The following is an 18,737-nucleotide window of genomic DNA, read 5'->3' as shown; positions in this document are numbered from 1 at the left end:
TGCAACCTCACAAGAACATCAGGAAGTAGAGCAGGAAAATATTCACTACCAACAGTAGCACACCGGTTGGCACCTGAGCCTTGATCACCGCGTTGCGGTCCGGCAGCTCCAGCAGGCGCGCCGGCACGATGTTGAAGTTGGCCGCCATTGGCGTCATCAACGTGCCGCAATAGCCGGAGAACATCCCAATCGCCGCCATTACCGCCGGATTGCCGCCGTGCTGCAGCACCAGAATCGGAATACCGATGCCGGCGGTGACAATCGGGAAGGCAGCAAACGCATTGCCCATCACCATGGTCAGCAATGCCATGCCACCCGCATATACCGCGACGGCAATCAGGCGATTATCTACCGCCAGATACTGTTCGGTGAGATGCGAAATTGCCGTGCCGACACCGGCGCTGGTGAACAGCAGGCCAAGCGTGGCCAGAATCTGCGGCAGAATAAACGCCCAACCGACCGCATCCAGCAGGCGACGGGTTTCCTGCATCGACTGCAGCGGCTTTTCATGGGTGATTTTCAATGCAATCAGCCAGCCCAGCAGGCAGCCAATCATCATGGAGAACAGCGTCACCAGCGTGGCGTGATTGCCGGGACCAAACACCGTGTCCTGCAAACCGGGAATATGGTTAAACGCCAGCACGCCAATCACCGTCACCAGTGGAATCGCCAGCGCTGGCAGGAACAGTTTGTTGTGCAGACGTTTAGCACTTTCCTGTTTCTGCTCATCGCTGCGCTGATGATAACGCCCCAGACGCACGCCGCCGAAACCGGCAATCAGTGCCATCAACACCACGGCCACACCCACGCCGATATGCAACCCGCGGCGGCCCAGCTCCGCATCGCCCGCCCATTGTCCCATCAGCTGATAAGCACCGTCGCCAATCAGAAAAATCAGGCCATACAGTGCCCAGAACAGACCGGTGGTAAAACGGCGCGGGTTAGCGCTGTCACGCCATGAAAGCACGGCAACCACCAGCAGGATTACCCCTGCCAGCCACATCAAATATTGTTGCTGGAACATCACTTCGCTCCTTTGGCGTTCAGCGCCTGCTGGTTTAACGCGCCCAATTCACGCGACAGCTGGCGATCGAGACGCACCAGACGAGCTGAATGAATGAGGAAAGCACAGAGCGCGGTAGGAATGCCCCACAGCGCGATATGCAGCGGTTCGGTGCTGATACCGGCAGATTCCTGCATAAAGTTATGCATGAAGATAATCGCGCCAAAGGCAACGAAGATATCCTCGCCAAAGAACAGACCGACGTTATCGGTCGCTGCAGACATGGCGCGCAGACGATGGCGCACCTCTGGCGGGACATCACCGTAGCGGTTTTCTGTGGCACCTTCGGCCATCGGCGCCAGCAGCGGACGCACCATCTGCGGATGGCCGCCCAGGCTGGTTAAGCCCAGCGCGGCGGTGGCTTCACGCACAAACAGGTAGACGATCAGCAAGCGGCCGGCGGTGGCGGTTTTGATCTGCGCGATCCAGCTTTGCGCCCGCTCTTTCAGGCCATGACGCTCCAGCAAACCGATAACAGCCAGCGGCAGCAGCAGAATCAGCGGCAGATTACGCGTATTGAGGAAGCCAGAGCCGAGCTTTTCCAGAATGTCTGCCAGCGGCAGATGCGCTGCCAGCCCGGTGACGAAGCCCGCCACAATCACCACCAGCACCGGGTTAAAGCGCAGCACAAAACCCAGAATGATGGCGGCAATGCCCAGCAGCGGCCAGAGGTTTACCACGTTATCCATGTTGTTCCCTTATGTGAAAAGACAAAGCCCGGCGTGATACCGGGCAATGAGTAAAAACGTTATGCGCTGGTGACCGCAATCTGACTGGTCGCAAATGCCGCGCGCAGCGTGCGGGCGAACTGCAGCGCATGTGCGCCATCACCGTGTAAACAGACGGTTTCGGCGTTAACCTTGACCCATTCTCCGCTGATGCTCTGCACCTGACGCTGCTGCACCATCGCCAGCGTTTGCGCCAGCGCCTGATCGGCATCTTCAATCATCGCTTGCGGCTGGCTGCGTGGCACTAACGCCCCGCTCGCCAGATAGCCGCGATCCGCAAACACCTCTTCGCGGGTGCGCAGACCATGATGCGCCGCCGCCGCAATCGACGCGCTGCCCGCCAATCCGACCAGAATCAATCCGCTATCCACGGCTTTTACCGCGCGCGCGATGGCATCCGCCAGTTGCGGATCGCCCGCCGCCTGGTTGTACAGCATGCCGTGCGGCTTGACGTGTACCAGCCGTTCGCCTTCGCTCTCGGCAATGCTCTTCAGCGCACCAATCTGGTAGATCATCTGCGCATACACCGTTTCCGGCGGCAGCTGCATGGCGGTGCGGCCAAAGTTTTCCCGATCGGGGAAACTCGGATGTGCGCCAATCGCCACGCCCGACGCTTTCGCCCAGCGCACCGATTGCAGCATGGTTTGCGCGTCACCGGCGTGGAAGCCGCAGGCGATATTGGCTGAACTCACCAGCGTCAGCAGCTCCCGATCGCTGGTGCTGCCTTCGCCGAGATCGGCGTTAAGATCAATCTTCATGGGCCAATCCCCAGGCTATTTGGTCGAAGGAACGCTGTTGATGCTGTTTGGCGTGTATCGCGTCTTCCAGCGTGCAGTGGATAAAGTGAATCGGTTCGCCGAGACGAATTTGCGCCAGATGATAGAGATCGGCTTCGATGATGCAGGCAATGCGCGGATAGCCGCCGGTAGTTTGTGCATCCGCCATCAACACAATCGGTTGACCATTGGGCGGCACCTGTACCACGCCAGGCACTAAACCGTGCGACAGCAAATCGCGCGTCGCATCGCGATGCAGTTGACGTCCCTGCAGGCGATAACCCATGCGGTTACTTTGCGGACTGAGCTTCCACGGGCTGCGCCAGAAACCCTGCTGCGCCTCACGCGAGAACTCGTTATATTCCGGGCCCGCTAAGGCGCGGATGCGGTTGCCCCACAGCAGTTGACGCACGCCAGCTTTATCTTTGAAGTCGCGCGTCGGTTTACCCAACGGCAGCTCGTCGCCATCCTGCAGTTTACGTCCCTGCCAGCCGCCAAACGCTGCCTTGAGATCGGTACTGACCGAACCGAGCATGTCCGGCACGGCAAAACCACCGTTGACCGCCAGATAACTGCGCATGCCGCGCGTTGGCGTTGCCAGCGTCAGCACCTGCCCTTTTTTCACCGGCAGACGCCAGCCGGTCCAGACCGGTTTGCCATCCAGATCGGCATTGCAGCCCGCGCCCGTCAATGCAAACCAGCCATCACGGGTAAACTGCGTTTTAAATTGTCCCAGCACGATTTCCAGCACCGCGCTCTGCTCGGGGTTACCCACCAGCATATTGGCGGTGCGCATTGCCGGTTGATCGAGCGCGCCGCCCACGCTGATGCCATATTGGCGGAAGCCGGTGCGGCCGTGGTCTTGCAGCGAGGTCATCATGCCCGCGCGGAGAATTTTCAACATACGCCCTCCTGCTGCGGCACAAAACGCACGCGATCACCGGGGCGTAACAGTGTCGGTGGATGCTGAAGCGGGTCGAACAGGCTGAGCGGCGTATGGCCAATCAGTTGCCAGCCGCCGGGCGCGGCTAAGGGATAGATGCCGGTTTGGCTGCCGCCGATGCCCACCGAGCCGCTCGGCACCAGCACGCGCGGTTCAGCGCGGCGCGGCGTGTGTAAACGCTCATCCAGGCCACCGAGATAAGGGAAACCAGGCTGGAAGCCGATGAAATAGACCACGTAATCGATGCTGCTGTGCAGTTCTACCGCTTGCCTGGGCGTCATGTTGGCGCGATCCGCCACCTCCTGCAGATCCGGCCCGCCTGCGCCGCCGTACACAACTGGAATCTCGACGCGGCGCGATTCCGGCAGCTGCGCTTCGCTCTCTTCCCACCAACGCTGCAAACGCTCAATCGCGTCCAATGCATTGCGTTGCGGATCGCGCAGCAGCAACGTCAGGTTGTTCATGCCAGGAATCACTTCCTCAACCTGCTCGTTTTGCTGCAGTCGCTGACACAATCCCCAGATGCGCTGCTGGCTGGTCAACGAAACCGGTGGCTCCAGTTCCAGCACCACCGCGCGCTCACCTAGCAGATAACAACGTGCTCGTTGCAAAAACAACCTCCTGGTAAAAGTCTTACATGTCGCAGAACGAAAGTTGCAGGATCGCCATTCATAGCGACCGAACTTCTCGTTTATGCGTAAAAGCCATAAGTTATGCGAAAGTGACAGAGATGTGTCAACAGATTTGCGCCCTTAACGCAGGTTAAGGGCGTGAGAGGGAAGAAATCAGGCCGGATTGTCGATGTCGATAAAGGTCACATCAAGGCCATGATGGGCAGCTAACCATTCGCCCAGCGCCTTGATGCCGCCGCGTTCGGTCGCGTGGTGTCCGGCGGCAAAGAAGTGCAAACCTTGTTCGCGCGCGCTGTGGATGGTTTGCTCGGAGACTTCGCCGGTAATAAAGGCATCGACGCCAAAGGCTGCCGCGCTATCGATAAAGCCCTGACCGCCGCCGCTGCACCAGGCAACGCGCTTGATCAATGCCGGCGCGTTATCACCACAGTGCAGCGGTGTGCGACCTAAACGTTGGGCAATTTTTTCCGCCAGCGCCGCGCCACTCAGTGGTTGTGCCAGCTCGCCCCACGGCACCAGTGGCTGAATCTCGCCTTTCACTGCAATATCAAACAGACGCGCCAGCTGCGCGTTATTACCCAACTCGGGATGCGCATCCAGCGGCAGATGCCAGCCATACAAATTGATATCATTGGCCAGCAGCGTGCGCAGACGCTGGCGCTTCATGCCTTTAATCACCGGCGCTTCGCTTTTCCAGAAGTAACCGTGATGCACCAGCACCGCGTCGACGTTGCGCTTCACCGCCTCGTCCAGCAGCGCCTGACACGCGGTTACGCCAGTGATGATGGTTTTCACCTCGGCGCGCCCTTCCACCTGCAAACCGTTCGGCGCGTAATCGCTGAAGGCGCTGTTATTCAGCTGCTGGTTAACGATCTGTTCTAACTCGACATTATTCATTACGGCTCCCTGACCGCCTTAAGCCGCGCTGCGAGCGCGCTCAAAGGCGTCTAGTGTCTTTTTACGTGCGTCCTTATGTTCCACGATTGGCGCGGGATAATCGAGTTTGTTGTTATTTTTCTGCGCCCACACTTGCGGCTGATGGATATCGCTGTCGGGCACGTCGCTGAGTTCCGGCAGCCACTGACGAATAAACTCGCCCTGTTTATCGAAGCGCTCGCCCTGCGTGGTGGGATTGAAGATACGAAAATAGGGCGCGGCATCGGTGCCAGTTGACGCGGCCCACTGCCAGCCGCCATTGTTGGCGGCCAGATCGCCATCGATCAGCTGCTGCATGAAATAACGCTCGCCTTCACGCCAGTCAATCAACAGATCCTTTACCAGGAAACTGGCGGTAATCATGCGCAAGCGATTATGCATCCAGCCGAGCGTGTTGAGCTGGCGCATCGCCGCATCAACAATCGGATAGCCGGTTTTGCCCTGTTGCCAGGCTGTGAGATGTGCGTCGTTTCGCTGCCAATCCACGTTGCGCGTCCAGTCAACAAACGGCTGATGCTTACACAGCGCCGGAAACGCCACCATCAGATGACGATAGAATTCGCGCCAGATCAGTTCGTTCAGCCAGGTAAAGGCCCTGCCCTCGTTGAGCGCATCGGGATGCTCTTTGAGCACGCGATGAAGACATTGGCGCGGCGACAGCACGCCAGTGGTTAGATAAACCGATAAGCGGCTGGTGCCGTCAATGGCCGGTAAATCACGTTGATCCGGATAATGCTGCACCGCCTGTTTAGCGAAGTGGCGTAGCTGTTTTAACGCCGCCTCTTCTCCCGCCGGGAACAGACTTTCATCAAAGGCTTCACAAGGATAATCAAAAGCGGGAATCTTCTTCTCGATACTGATGGGCGCACCATCACGCGCTTTCGGTGCCTGATGGCACTCCGGTAAGCCCTGATGTAAACGACGAACAAAGGCTTTGCTGAACGGCGTGAACACTTTGAACATGGTGTTGCTGCCGGTTTGCACGCTGCCCGGCGGCAACAGCAAGCTGTCATCGAATCCCTGACATACTACGCCCTGCGCATCCAGACGTTTCTCCGCCTGCGCATCGCGTTCACGCTCGTTGATTTCGTACTGGTAGTTGTAGAACAGCGCATCAACCCGTTGCTGCTGGCAAAATTTCGCCAGATATTCAATCGAAGCGGCAAAGTCATCACACTGATGGAAATGCAGAGGAATGCCGCGTTCGGCCAATGACTTCTGCAACAAACTGAGACTTTGCTGGATGAACGCCGCCTGCTTTGGCGCCATATGGTGTTGCTGCCACTGCTGCGGTGTGGCGATAAACAGCGCAATCACTTTGGCCTGGCTATCGCGGCAGGCAGCGGCCAGCGCCATGTTGTCATTGATGCGCAAATCGTTGCGCAGCCAAACTAAATGGGTGGTCATAAAGCCCCGAAATTATTGGCCGTAGCGCAAACGCAGCGCTTCCGGATAAGGATCAAAATAGCGCTGCTGTGCCAGCCACGGATGCGGGTATTCCGCCATGTAATGTTTCAGCATGGTGATCGGTGCTAACAGCGGCTGTACGCCCTGACGATAACGATCAATCAGTTGCGCCAGCTCCTGACGCTGCGGCGAACTCAACTGCGGACGGAAGTAGCCTTGTACATGCATCAGCACGTTAGTGTGATTGCGTCGTGATGCCTGATGTGACATCAGGTGCATCAGACGACTGCGGTACTCAAAGGCGTAATCCTCCAGCGAATCCCACTGGTCCATCGCCGCGACAAAGCGGCCCATCTCGCGATATTCGTCCTGCGCATGAGATAGCAGCAATAATTTGTAGCGACTATGGAAGGCCATCAGCTTGTGGCGCGATAATCCGCTGCGCCACATTTCGTTGAATTCGTGCAGCGCATAGACGCGTCCGATAAAGTTTTCGCGGATAGCGTCGTCATGCAGACGACCATCCTCTTCCAGCGGCAGCCATGGCATCTCTTTCTGTAAAAATGCGGTAAACATGCCGGTGCCCGCTTTACGATTGTTGTTGGTTTCAGGCTCGTAAACGCGGACACGTTCCAGCCCACAGCTAGGGGATTTGGCACAGAGGATGTAGCCGCACAGATGATGTAGCGACTTCACGCGCTCGGCGGACCAGCGCTGCATCTTTTCCGTCACCTCTTCGCCGCCATCTTTGCTGAAACAGAGATGGATGTTTTCATCGCTCTCTTTTACCAGGCGCAAAGCCGGACGCGGCGTCGGTAAGCCAATCGCCATTTCGGGACATACAGGTTCAAAGCGCACAAATGGCACGAGTTCGTCCGTGGCGAAAGCAAAACGTTTATGGCCACCATCAAATCGGACGTTATCCCCGAGCAGGCAAGCGCTGATACCAACAGGAATTTTCTCGCTCATACTTGTACAACCTCATAAATCTTGTAGAGGTTTTAAGTGTAGCTGAAATGCGCGGAGATAACAGCGGGAACGCGCGGTGGGCGTGAAAATTATCAATAAAAAACCCGGCGCTTCACGTGAAGTCGCCGGGTTAATACTGCGCTAAAATCGCTTACCAGTGAATGCCGGCAGCCGCTTCAGACTGCGCCAGCCAGACGGGTTTCGTACTGGTTTTGCACCACATACGATGCAGGTAACTGTACAAACGTGCGCGATCTGAGCGGAATAACATCACTGGCAACGCCAGCAAACCGATTGCTACCACCAGCACGCGGCGCAGTACGATTTTATACAGTGGATATGCGCGATCCATCTTTAGCCCCCTTGTGGTAAACATTGCGTTGAAATGTGATCTGGTTCAGATATTACCCGTTGTTGTGTAATTTTACTACTCATCCGACCACTATATTTGCGCTTTTTTTCAGCAATTTGTGTGGTGATGAAAGTTAGTTACAAGATTGTGAATTAAACGATAGTTTCAAGTTAAAAACTTCGTGACGGACGCCGGGCCGCTTTATTGCTAAAGTGATGCGTTAACTTTTTTGCCGCTGGAGGCAGCGTGACGACCATCTTGATAGTGGAAGATGAAAAAGAGATTCGCCGTTTCGTGCGCCTTGCGCTGGAGAGCGAAGGCCTGAAGATTGTGGAAGCGGAGCAACTGCAGCGCGGCCTGATTGAAGCGGCGACGCGTAAGCCGGATCTGGTGATCCTCGATCTCGGCTTGCCGGATGGTGATGGCAATGACTTTATCCGTGAAGTACGTCAATGGAGCAGCATGCCGGTGATTGTGCTGTCGGCACGGAGCGATGAGCAGGATAAGATTGATGCGCTGGACGCGGGTGCGGATGATTATCTCACTAAGCCGTTTGGCATTGGTGAACTGCTGGCGCGCGTGCGCGTGGCGCTGCGTCGCCATCAAAGCAACCAGCCAGAACCGGTGGTGAAATTTGGTGAAGTGAGCGTCGATTTGGCGGCGCGCCGTGTACTGCGCAACCAACAGGAAGTGCATCTGACACCGACTGAATTCCGTCTGCTGAGTTTGCTGGTGAACAACGCCGGAAAAGTGCTGACCCAGCGTCAATTACTGAATCAGGTTTGGGGGCCCAATGCGGTGGAACACAGCCATTATTTGCGCATCTATATGGGGCACTTGCGGCAGAAGCTGGAAGCGAATCCCACGCAGCCCAGCCATTTGCTGACCGAAACCGGTATCGGCTATCGATTTATGCCATAAAAAAAGGCCGCTAAGCGGCCTTTTTTCTTCACTGCCCAATCAGGCGTTTTTCAGTACTTCGCTAACAATCTCAACCGCTTCTTTCTCGATTTGCTGACGATGTTCAGCACCCAGGAAGCTTTCGCAGTAGATTTTGTACGCGTCTTCTGTACCTGATGGACGCGCGGCGAACCAGCCGTTTTCCGTCATTACTTTCAGACCGCCGATTGACGCACCGTTACCCGGCGCGGCAGTCAGGCGTGCGGTGATCGGATCACCCGCCAGCGTATCTGCGCTCACCATTTCGGGTGACAGCTTAGACAGCGCGGCTTTCTGTGCAGAAGTCGCCGGAGCCTGCAGACGGTTATAGCTTGGCGCACCAAAGCGTTCGGCCAGCTCGTCATAGTGCTGCTGCGGGTTCTTGCCAGTTACCGCCGTGATTTCAGCAGCCAGCAGGCACAGAATGATGCCGTCTTTATCGGTTGACCAGGCTGAGCCATCGAAACGCAGGAAGGATGCGCCCGCGCTCTCTTCACCGCCGAAACCGAAGCTGCCATCGAACAGACCATCAACGAACCATTTGAAACCAACCGGCACCTCCACCAGCTTACGTCCAATGTCGTTGACCACACGGTCGATCATCGCGCTGGAAACCAGGGTTTTCCCTACAGCAACGTCTTTGCCCCACTGCGGGCGATGCTGGAACAGGTAGTTGATCGCCACCGCCAGATAGTGATTCGGATTCATCAGACCCGCAGGCGTGACGATGCCGTGACGGTCGTAATCAGGATCGTTACCAAAGGCCAGATCGAATTTGTCTTTGTACGCCAGCAAACCGGCCATCGCGCACTCGGATGAGCAGTCCATACGCACCACGCCATCTTTATCCAGATGCATGAAGCGGAAAGTCTGATCGATCGCATCGTTCACGATGGTCAGATCCAGTTTGTAGTGCTCAGCAATGCGCTGCCAGTAAGCAATACCGGAACCGCCTAACGGATCGACGCCAATTTTCAGGCCGGCTTTCTGGATGGCGGCGAAGTCAATCACCTGCGCCAGACCTTCAACGTATGGCTGGATCAGATCCTGCTCAACGATGTGACCGCTCGCCCATGCCTGATCCAGCGGCAGACGTTTCACGTCTTTCAGCTCGCCTTTGATCAGCTGGTTAGCGCGATCTTCCACCACTTTGGTAACGTTGGTATCAGCCGGACCACCGTTTGGCGGATTGTATTTGATACCGCCATCTTCCGGTGGGTTATGCGAAGGCGTGATAACGATGCCGTCCGCCTGCGCGCCGCCGCGTTTGTTGTGCTCAAGAATAGCGTTCGAGATTGCAGGCGTTGGCGTGTAGCCATTGTCCTGCTGAACAATCACGTCCACGCCGTTAGCGGCCAGCACTTCCAGCACCGACAGAATCGCTGGCTCAGACAGCGCATGCGTGTCTTTACCGACGTAGCACGGACCGGTGATGCCATTCTTTTTACGCTCTTCAGCAATCGCCTGCGCGATCGCCAAAATGTGCTGTTCATTGAAGCTTTGGCGTCCCGCGCTGCCGCGGTGGCCTGAAGTGCCAAATTTCACCGCATGATCCGGATTCGCCACATCGGGCTTCAGGACGTAATACTGCGAGGTTAATTGTGCAACGTTAATCAAATCGCTCTGCTGGGCAGGCTGCCCGGCACGGGGGTGATTGGCCATTGGCGCTTCTCCCTGACGCTTCAGTTAAATGGTGCCGCGAACTTTATCTGTCAGTTCCTGTGGGAACTGCATAGCCAGCATGATGTGTTCCACCATGCTGCATTTGCGACCTGTATTGGTATTCGTAATCACCCAGTACGGCGTGCCGGGAACGTGCTTCGGCTTGGTATGGGTGCCATTTTGCAGCAGCGTGTGCTCGTCGCCCGCAAAGTAGACGCGGGTACGGCCCTGCAGCGAGGCAGTAGCTTCAGCAAACGCAGCCGGATCAAGACGATAGAGCGTTGACAGTACCAACATGAAGCGGTTAACCGCCTTATTCTGCTCGGCATATTCATCGGAAAGTAGCAGCTCACGTACCGCACGGACGCGATCCTGAGGACGCGCTTCACGGCTGGCAGGTTGCGCTTCTTTCATTGATGCACCAGCGGCGGGCGCAGCGGGTGCGCTCTGTCCGGCGGTGAACTTCAACATGCGGCGCAAAATATCTGAGGCGCTTTCACCAATGTGCTGCGTGTGGCTGGCAATATAACGGTAGAGTTCTTCGTCAACTTCAATCGTTTTCATCTTTTTCCGTACGATTCTGGCAAATGACAGAACCACGCATTCTTGCAACGTCCTTAGCAAAATCCAGTCGTGCAAAACGTGAGCGGGTTCTAACATAAGGATTATAAAGTTAAATCCGTGGCAGCCGATAGCGTTGGCAACGTTTACGGGCAAAAGTCGGAATATGCCCTAATGCCCACCGGCCTGACTGCTGGACAGGTGAATCCATGATAACCTAAGCCAAGGTCACAACCGTAAGAACTTTAGCCATGATTTTGAACGCCCGTCTGCAAACTGAACAATCTGCCCCCAATGCCACGCCGATTCTATTGATCCATGGTCTTTTTGGCAGCCTTGATAACCTTGGCGTGCTGGCGCGTGGGGTGCGTGATGCACGTCCGACGCTGCAAGTTGACGTGCGCAATCACGGCTTGTCGGCGCGTAGCGATGAGATGAATTATCACGTGATGGCGCAGGACATTGTCGAAACGCTGGATGCGCACCATATCGATCGCGCGGGTGTAATCGGACACTCGATGGGCGGCAAAATCGCCATGGCACTCAGTGCCATCGCGCCGGAGCGTATTGATAAAATGGTAATGATCGATATCGCGCCCGTTGATTACCAAACGCGCCGCCATGACGAAATTTTTGCCGCTATCCGGGCCGTGAGCGCCGCGGGCGTCACGCGCCGCAGCGAAGCCGCTGAAGTAATGCGTCAGCATATTGATGAAGAAGGCGTGATCCAGTTCATCCTCAAATCTTTCGCAGAGGGCGAATGGCGCTTTAATGTGCCGGTGCTGTGGGATAACTACAGCACCATTTCCGGCTGGGAAGAGATTCCTGCGTGGCCGCATCCGGCGCTGTTTATCCGCGGCGGCGACTCGCCTTATCTGGATAATCAGCATCGCGATGCGCTGCTGCGTCAGTTCCCGCAGGCACATGCACATGTGATCAGCGGTGCTGGACACTGGGTGCACGCCGAGAAACCCGATGCGGTGTTACGCGCCGTTCGGCGTTTTTTTAACCTGTAAAAGCAAAAGCTTGCCGCTTGCGCTTTAGGGTTGGCGTCAGGGAAGGCGCTGGAGTATGATGTCGCGCTAAAAATTTGCCACGGATATTTTTTCGCCGTGGTCGGGCCGATAATGTTTTAATCGCGCAGCGCCTTTCCGCCGTTCGCGCCCACTCAGTTTTACAAACCATGGCAAAAGAACAGACAGACCGCACTACGCTTGATCTCTTCGCAGACGAGCGGCGTCCTGGTCGCCCGAAAACCAGCCCGCTGACGCGTGATGAACAGTTACGCATCAACAAACGCAATCAGCTCAAGCGCGATAAAGTGCGTGGGCTGCGTCGTGTTGAGCTGAAGATGTCGAGCGAGGCGGTTGACGCCCTCAGCACGCTGGCCGATCAGCAAAACATCAGTCGCAGCGAATTGATTGAACAAATGCTGCTGGCACAGCTCAAACTGTCGTAACGCGCGAAGACCGCACGCTGGAACACAAAGTCACGGCTTTATACGTTCCGCACTTTTTACCGGTCTGCTATTATTCGCATAACTGTGCAGTCAACTGACTTACTTTCACAATCAGGATTTAAGAGGTTACCTAACCCATGGCAATCGTAGGCATTTTCTTCGGCAGCGATACCGGCAACACTGAAAACATTGCAAAGATGATCCAGAAACAACTGGGTAAAGATGTCGCCGAAGTGCATGACATTGCTAAGAGCACCAAAGAAGATCTCGAAGCGTTCGACATCCTGCTGCTGGGTATCCCAACCTGGTATTACGGCGAAGCGCAGTGTGACTGGGATGATTTCTTCCCGACGCTGGAAGAGATTGATTTCAATGGCAAGCTGGTAGCGCTGTTTGGTTGTGGCGATCAGGAAGATTACGCCGAGTACTTCTGTGATGCGATGGGCACTATTCGTGACATCATTGAGCCGAATGGTGCGGTGATCGTCGGTCACTGGCCAACCGAAGGCTATCACTTCGAAGCCTCTAAAGGCCTGGCCGATGACAAAAACTTCCTTGGTTTGGCCATTGACGAAGACCGTCAGCCGGAATTGACCAACGAACGCGTTGAGAAGTGGGTGAAGCAGATCTTTGATGAGCTGCAGCTGAAAGAGATTATTGAAGCTTAATTCCCTGCTCAGCCCGATGTGCGCACTGCCTCACATCGGGTAACGGAATTTCCTATAAAAATAATAGCTACGGTTTTTTAACTTTTCCCCGCAAATCTGTAGAATACCCGCAATGGTCATCCGCTTATTCCTCTGGCAGTAGAATGAGGCTGAGTGAAATGGAATCCAAAACCCAAGCGTCTTGAAGACGTTAGTGACGATATCCTTACAACCTTTGGTGATTAAGGACGTTGCCTTGGTTTTCATTTCACTGCTTGAGTTCTATAATGAGACGCAAATGAGAATGCGCGTTGACCTAAACATTCAAGGCCCCTGCGCCGCAAGTGATTAGCAAAGTAACAGGACAATATCCGCATGACTGACAACAACTCCGCATTGAAGAAGGCTGGCCTGAAAGTCACGCTACCCAGACTGAAAATTCTGGAAGTGCTTCAGGGACCCGGCCCAGAGTCCCATCACGTCAGTGCGGAAGATTTGTATAAGCGCCTGATTGATATGGGCGAAGAGATTGGTCTGGCAACGGTGTATCGCGTTCTTAACCAGTTTGACGACGCGGGCATCGTAACCCGTCACAACTTCGAAGGCGGTAAATCTGTCTTCGAACTGACTCAGCAGCATCACCACGATCACTTGATCTGCCTGGATTGTGGCAAAGTTATCGAATTCAGCGATGAATCAATCGAAACGCGTCAGCGTGAAATTGCCACTCGCCACGGCATTAAGCTCAGCAACCACAGCCTGTACCTGTACGGTCATTGTGCTCTGGGAGACTGCCGCGAAGACGATACGCTCCACGATAAGTAATTGAGTGTGCTATGCAGTATAAAAAAACCGGCGCTTGAGCCGGTTTTTTTATGCCTGTAATCAGGCGACAAGCGTTTCCTGCAGGTAGCGCCAGCGCGGAATGGCGGTGCTGCAATCCAATACCGCCAGTGAAATGCGGCTCTGATTGATGCCGTTCATCATCTGTAATTCACGATACTGAATCGTCACTTCCTCGCTTTGCTGCGAGATGATGGCGTGCTCACTGGTGGCAATGCGCATGCCTTCACGCTGCCCCTGTAACTGGCGAAACAGCACTTCCATTTCATTGAGGTCCAATCGTTTGCCTTGCGGCGTGACCATTTTGAACTCGGGATGAAAGTGCGATAAAAACAGATCAATGCTGTCGTCACTGCCTTCCGCCTGATTGAAAATACGTTCAATAAGCTGATGTAAAACCACCACGCTATGCCTGGCTTCCTGGGCGAGAGTTGTCATTTTTTTTCCTTAGATAAGCCGCAGAGCACCGTCTGAGAGCGCATAGCCTACCTGAAAAAAAGTTTTTCACACTGCCAAATGGGTTAATTTTTCTAAAGTCAGAATAGTCGCAAATAGGGAATTAATGGCTCGTTGAGGGCGTGCAGCATAAAAGGTCGTATCTGGCCAAATAGAGATAATAAAAAAGGGCGATTGCTCGCCCTTTCATGATCTTATCGTGCTCGCGACTAAAAATATTAATCGCCGATTTTTGCCCAGGTGTCACGCAAACCCACGGTGCGGTTAAACACCAGCCTGGAGGGCTGTGAATAGACGCTATCAGCACAGAAATAGCCTTCGCGTTCGAACTGGTACGGTGCCATCGGATCGGCTGCACGTAAGCCAGGCTCAACGAAGCCCTGTTTGATTTCCAGTGAGTTTGGGTTGATGGTGGTGAGGAAATCCTCAGCCGCGCCCGGATTTGGCACACTGAACAGACGATCGTACAGGCGGAATTCCGCTGGCAGCGCGTGGATTGCAGAAACCCAATGGATAACGCCTTTCACTTTACGGCCATCGGCCGGATCTTTGCTCAGCGTATCAACGTCACAAGTGCAATAAATGCAGGTGATATTGCCTTCATCATCCTTCGCCACACGTTCGGCACGGATCACGTAAGCATTACGCAGACGCACTTCTTTACCCAGCACCAAACGCTTGTACTGCTTGTTGGCTTCTTCACGGAAGTCAGCGCGATCGATCCACACTTCACGGCTGAATGGCACTTCACGCGTGCCCATCTCCGGTTTGTTCGGATGATTCGGCATAGTGATGATCTCATCGTGACCTGCAGGCAGGTTCTCGATCACCACTTTCAACGGATCCATTACCGCCATCGCACGCGGTGCGTTTTCATTGAGATCGTCACGAATGCACGATTCCAGTGAAGCCATCTCCACGATATTGTCCTGTTTGGTCACACCAATACGGCGGCAGAACTCACGGATAGAAGCGGCGCTATAGCCACGACGACGCAGACCCGAAACGGTTAGCATGCGCGGATCGTCCCAGCCTTCTACCACCTTCTCGCTCACCAGCTGAGTCAGTTTACGCTTCGACATCACCGCATATTCCAGATTCAGGCGTGAGAACTCGTACTGACGCGGATGAACCGGAATGGTGATGTTATCCAGCACCCAATCATACAGACGACGGTTATCCTGGAACTCCAACGTGCAGAGAGAGTGCGTAATGCCTTCGATCGCATCCGAAATGCAATGAGTGAAGTCGTACATCGGGTAGATGCACCACTTGCTGCCGGTCTGATGGTGATCGGCAAACTTAATGCGGTACAGCACCGGATCGCGCATCACGATAAAGCTGGACGCCATGTCGATTTTGGCACGCAGACAGGCTTTGCCCTCTTCGAAACCGCCATCGCGCATCTTCTCGAACAGCGCCAGGTTTTCTTCCACGCTGCGATCGCGGTATGGGCTGTTTTTACCCGGCGCCGTCAGTGAACCGCGATACTCACGGATCTCATCCGCCGACAGTTCATCAACGTAAGCCAGACCTTTGTTGATCAGCTCAACCGCATAGTTGAACAGTTGGTCGAAGTAGTCTGAGGAGTAACGAATGTTGCCGCTCCACTCAAAGCCCAGCCATTGCACGTCACGCTTAATGGATTCGACAAACTCCAGATCTTCTTTAACTGGGTTAGTGTCGTCGAAACGCAGATTGCACTGACCTTGATAGTCTTGCGCGATACCAAAGTTCAGGCAGATAGATTTCGCATGGCCAATATGCAGATAACCATTGGGCTCAGGCGGGAAACGGGTATGCACACTGTTGTGCTTACCGCTCGCCAAATCTTCGTCGATGATCTGACGAATAAAATTCGTTGGGCGGGCTTCAGCCTCACTCATCTCAAAATCCTCAAAAACTATAACGGGTGATTTGTACCACGAAGTAACGGAGTATGATCCACAAAGCGCAGGAGGGAAACAACCGTTTGTTGGTCGTTTTAAAACAAAAAAGGCAGGAATCGCTTCCTGCCTTCTGGCTCAATCACAAGGACTTAGCCTTTAACCTCGTACAGCGGGGTTTCGCCTGCAACCACTGAACCGGTTGCCAGTAAATTCAGACCAGCGAAATCATCGCTATTGCTGACCACAACCGGACTGATCATCGAGCGGGCGTTGGCATTGAGGAAGTCCAGATCCATTTCCAGGATTGGCTGACCTGCAGTGACCGTTGCGCCCTCTTCAACCAGACGCGTGAAGCCTTTACCTTCCAGCGCTACTGTATCCAGCCCCATATGTACCACGATCTCGACGCCGTTTTCCGCCTCAAGGCAGAACGCATGGTTGGTGTTGAAGATCTTCACCACAGTTCCGGCGGTTGGCGCAACCACGGTTTTGCCGGTTGGCTTGATGGCCAGACCATCACCGACTGCCTTGCTGGCGAATGCTTCGTCAGGCACATTTTCCAGCGCAACGATGTCACCGGTTACTGGCGCCAGCAGCGTAGCGATCACGGCTTTTTCGCTGTTCAGCACCGCCTGCGGTTTTACTGCAGCAGCAGGAGCAGCCGTTGACGCCGCGGCAGATGCCGCAACCGGACCTTTGCTCAGTACGGTTTTCATCGCTGTTGCAATGCTTTCCGCCTGCGTACCGACAATAACCTGTACGCTCTGCTTGTTCAGACGAATCACACCTGAAGCACCGAGACGTTTAGCGACACCTTCATTAACCTGCGCGGAATCTTTAACGTTCAGACGTAGACGTGTGATACACGCATCGATGTTGGTCAGGTTTTCTGAGCCACCTACCGCCGCAATATAACGACGCGCCAGAGATTCAGTTTGGCTTTCACCGTTGCCGCTGTTATCGACATTGACGTCATAACCATCGGTTTCATCGCCCGCAGAGAGTTCGCGGCCCGGCGTCATCAGGTTGAATTTCTGGATGGTGAAGCGGAATACCACGTAGTAGATAACGAAGAACACCAGACCTTGTGGGATCAGCATCCACCAGTGCACCGCCAGCGGGTTACGCGTTGACAGCACCATATCCACCAGACCCGCACTGAAGCCGAAACCGGCAATCCACTGCATGCTCGCGGCGATGAATACAGAAAGACCGGTCAGTGCCGCGTGAATCACATACAGCACCGGCGCCACGAACATAAAGGAGAATTCCAGCGGTTCAGTGATACCCGTAAAGAAGGCGGCAAAGGCCGCCGCCAGCATAATGCCGCCGACTTTGGCGCGGTTTTCCGGGCGGGCGCAGTGGTAAATTGCCAGCGCTGCACCTGGAAGACCAAACATCATGATTGGGAAGAAGCCCGCCTGATAACGACCGGTGATGCCAGGGATACCTGTACCTTCAGCGATAGACTGCGCGCCGCCAAGAAATTTAGGAATATCGTTGATACCGGCAACATCGAACCAGAATACCGAGTTCAATGCGTGGTGTAAGCCAACAGGAATCAGCAGACGGTTAAAGAAGGCGTAGATGCCCGCACCGACGGAACCCAGCTTCTGAATATGCTCACCAAAACTTACCAGTCCACCGAAAATGATCGGCCAGATATACATCAGAATGAACGCAACCAGGATCATCAGGAACGATACAAGGATCGGCACCAGACGGCGACCGCTAAAGAAGGACAACGCTTTTGGCAGTTCAACATGACTAAAGCGGTTATAGACTTCAGCAGAAAGAATCCCGACAAGAATGCCAACAAACTGGTTATTAATTTTACCGAAGGCAGCGGGAACTTGCTCCACCGGCATCTTCTGAATCATTGCCACCGCTGCCGGAGAACAGAGTGTGGTCACAACAAGAAAGCCGACAAAACCGGTTAACGCTGCAGCGCCGTCTTTATCTTTTGACATACCGTATGCAACACCAATGGCAAACAGCACTGGCATATTGTCGATGATTGCCGAACCGGATTTGATCAACAGTGCTGCCAGCGCATTGCCTGCGCCCCAGCTATCTGGATCGATCCAGTATCCAACGCCCATCAAGATTGCCGCTGCCGGCAGAGTCGCTACCGGCACCATAAGCGCGCGGCCGACCTTTTGCAGATATCCTAGAATACTCACCTTATTCTCCCCCTATGAGACTGGCGTTTTGCCGTGGCGCAGGTTGATTTTATTATCCCGTCGCCCGGTACCTTGATGACACTTTTCACCACGAGGCGCAGTGTAAAGATAAATTAATTCGCCTCGCAAATTAAAACCATTATAACTGTGACTTTAATCACCAAAATGGTGGTTTGATAATGCGAAATGCTAGCCAGCACCACAAACTTATTTTATGATAAAAAATATCGAGTTGCACTTATCCCTGGTGGCTACGCTTAAACGCATTACGCTTAAGGGCAAAACTGTCAGA

The 18,737-nt window shown here is 54.5% G+C and carries 19 protein-coding genes; 5 read left to right on the top strand and 14 right to left on the bottom strand.

Features of this window, described 5'->3' with window-relative positions; all coding sequences use genetic code 11:
• Positions 1 to 7 precede the first annotated feature (7 nt).
• The 9 genes from FCN45_RS05815 to FCN45_RS05775 all read right to left on the bottom strand — a co-directional run bounded on the left by FCN45_RS05815 (position 8) and on the right by FCN45_RS05775 (position 7,806).
• Positions 8 to 1,024, bottom strand: a complete 1,017-nt coding sequence (locus FCN45_RS05815) for a DUF979 domain-containing protein (protein WP_101763221.1) — start codon at positions 1,022 to 1,024, stop codon at positions 8 to 10.
• Positions 1,024 to 1,752, bottom strand: coding sequence for a DUF969 domain-containing protein (locus tag FCN45_RS05810; protein WP_137385379.1), 729 nt, complete (start codon positions 1,750 to 1,752; stop codon positions 1,024 to 1,026). Before FCN45_RS05810 ends, FCN45_RS05815 begins: the two co-directional genes overlap by 1 nt.
• 59 nt (positions 1,753 to 1,811) lie before the next feature.
• Positions 1,812 to 2,549, bottom strand: a complete 738-nt coding sequence (pxpA, locus tag FCN45_RS05805; RefSeq protein WP_110865737.1) for a 5-oxoprolinase subunit PxpA — start codon at positions 2,547 to 2,549, stop codon at positions 1,812 to 1,814.
• Complete coding sequence (pxpC, locus tag FCN45_RS05800; protein WP_101763224.1) at positions 2,539 to 3,471, bottom strand: 5-oxoprolinase subunit PxpC; 933 nt, start codon at positions 3,469 to 3,471, stop codon at positions 2,539 to 2,541. The genes pxpA and pxpC overlap by 11 nt, the downstream gene beginning before the upstream one ends.
• Positions 3,465 to 4,121, bottom strand: coding sequence for a 5-oxoprolinase subunit PxpB (pxpB, locus tag FCN45_RS05795; protein WP_137385378.1), 657 nt, complete (start codon positions 4,119 to 4,121; stop codon positions 3,465 to 3,467). Before pxpB ends, pxpC begins: the two co-directional genes overlap by 7 nt.
• 174 nt (positions 4,122 to 4,295) lie before the next feature.
• A complete protein-coding gene (locus FCN45_RS05790; RefSeq protein ID WP_137385377.1) occupies positions 4,296 to 5,039 on the bottom strand; it encodes a type 2 GTP cyclohydrolase I in 744 nt (247 codons plus the stop codon).
• Between the two features lie 18 nt (positions 5,040 to 5,057).
• Positions 5,058 to 6,485, bottom strand: a complete 1,428-nt coding sequence (phrB, locus tag FCN45_RS05785) for a deoxyribodipyrimidine photo-lyase (RefSeq protein WP_137385376.1) — start codon at positions 6,483 to 6,485, stop codon at positions 5,058 to 5,060.
• 12 nt (positions 6,486 to 6,497) lie between these two features.
• Positions 6,498 to 7,454, bottom strand: coding sequence for a 2-thiouracil desulfurase family protein (locus FCN45_RS05780; RefSeq protein WP_101763228.1), 957 nt, complete (start codon positions 7,452 to 7,454; stop codon positions 6,498 to 6,500).
• A gap of 151 nt (positions 7,455 to 7,605) precedes the next feature.
• Positions 7,606 to 7,806, bottom strand: a complete 201-nt coding sequence (locus FCN45_RS05775; protein ID WP_008107019.1) for a YbfA family protein — start codon at positions 7,804 to 7,806, stop codon at positions 7,606 to 7,608.
• 246 nt (positions 7,807 to 8,052) lie between these two features.
• On the opposite strand from FCN45_RS05775, the gene kdpE reads away from it, so the two are divergent.
• On the top strand, positions 8,053 to 8,727 hold the full coding sequence (kdpE, locus tag FCN45_RS05770; RefSeq protein WP_137385375.1) for a two-component system response regulator KdpE: 675 nt from the start codon (positions 8,053 to 8,055) through the stop codon (positions 8,725 to 8,727).
• Positions 8,728 to 8,766: 39 nt separating this feature from the next.
• Here kdpE and pgm read toward each other — a convergent pair whose 3' ends face one another.
• Positions 8,767 to 10,407, bottom strand: a complete 1,641-nt coding sequence (pgm, locus tag FCN45_RS05765; RefSeq protein WP_137385374.1) for a phosphoglucomutase (alpha-D-glucose-1,6-bisphosphate-dependent) — start codon at positions 10,405 to 10,407, stop codon at positions 8,767 to 8,769.
• 24 nt (positions 10,408 to 10,431) lie between these two features.
• Positions 10,432 to 10,971 carry a replication initiation negative regulator SeqA gene (gene seqA, locus FCN45_RS05760; protein WP_137385373.1) on the bottom strand — a complete coding sequence of 180 codons (540 nt, stop codon included), beginning with the start codon at positions 10,969 to 10,971 and terminating at the stop codon, positions 10,432 to 10,434.
• A 248-nt stretch (positions 10,972 to 11,219) separates the two neighbouring features.
• Between seqA and ybfF the strand changes: the two genes are divergently transcribed.
• The 4 genes from ybfF to fur all read left to right on the top strand — a co-directional run bounded on the left by ybfF (position 11,220) and on the right by fur (position 13,899).
• Complete coding sequence (gene ybfF, locus FCN45_RS05755; RefSeq protein ID WP_110865728.1) at positions 11,220 to 11,984, top strand: esterase; 765 nt, start codon at positions 11,220 to 11,222, stop codon at positions 11,982 to 11,984.
• Positions 11,985 to 12,151: 167 nt separating this feature from the next.
• Positions 12,152 to 12,427: a LexA regulated protein gene (gene ybfE / locus FCN45_RS05750; protein ID WP_007890670.1), complete on the top strand. Its 276-nt coding sequence runs from the start codon at positions 12,152 to 12,154 to the stop codon at positions 12,425 to 12,427.
• Between the two features lie 137 nt (positions 12,428 to 12,564).
• A complete protein-coding gene (gene fldA, locus FCN45_RS05745; RefSeq protein ID WP_110865727.1) occupies positions 12,565 to 13,095 on the top strand; it encodes a flavodoxin FldA in 531 nt (176 codons plus the stop codon).
• 354 nt (positions 13,096 to 13,449) lie between these two features.
• The gene (fur, locus tag FCN45_RS05740) at positions 13,450 to 13,899 is read left to right on the top strand and encodes a ferric iron uptake transcriptional regulator (RefSeq protein ID WP_007890672.1); all 450 of its coding nucleotides are present in this window, start codon (positions 13,450 to 13,452) and stop codon (positions 13,897 to 13,899) included.
• A 60-nt stretch (positions 13,900 to 13,959) separates the two neighbouring features.
• On the opposite strand, the gene FCN45_RS05735 is transcribed toward fur, so the two are convergent.
• The 3 genes from FCN45_RS05735 to nagE all read right to left on the bottom strand — a co-directional run bounded on the left by FCN45_RS05735 (position 13,960) and on the right by nagE (position 18,439).
• Positions 13,960 to 14,355 carry a hypothetical protein gene (locus tag FCN45_RS05735; RefSeq protein ID WP_101763235.1) on the bottom strand — a complete coding sequence of 132 codons (396 nt, stop codon included), beginning with the start codon at positions 14,353 to 14,355 and terminating at the stop codon, positions 13,960 to 13,962.
• A gap of 236 nt (positions 14,356 to 14,591) precedes the next feature.
• Positions 14,592 to 16,259: a glutamine--tRNA ligase gene (gene glnS, locus FCN45_RS05730; RefSeq protein WP_137385372.1), complete on the bottom strand. Its 1,668-nt coding sequence runs from the start codon at positions 16,257 to 16,259 to the stop codon at positions 14,592 to 14,594.
• Between the two features lie 152 nt (positions 16,260 to 16,411).
• The gene (nagE, locus tag FCN45_RS05725; RefSeq protein WP_137386855.1) at positions 16,412 to 18,439 is read right to left on the bottom strand and encodes an N-acetylglucosamine-specific PTS transporter subunit IIBC; all 2,028 of its coding nucleotides are present in this window, start codon (positions 18,437 to 18,439) and stop codon (positions 16,412 to 16,414) included.
• Between the last annotated feature and the right edge of the window lie 298 nt (positions 18,440 to 18,737).

The organism is Pantoea sp. SO10 (assembly GCF_005281435.1).
Classification (GTDB): domain Bacteria; phylum Pseudomonadota; class Gammaproteobacteria; order Enterobacterales; family Enterobacteriaceae; genus Pantoea; species Pantoea leporis.
This window is presented reverse-complemented; position numbering and strand designations above follow the sequence as displayed.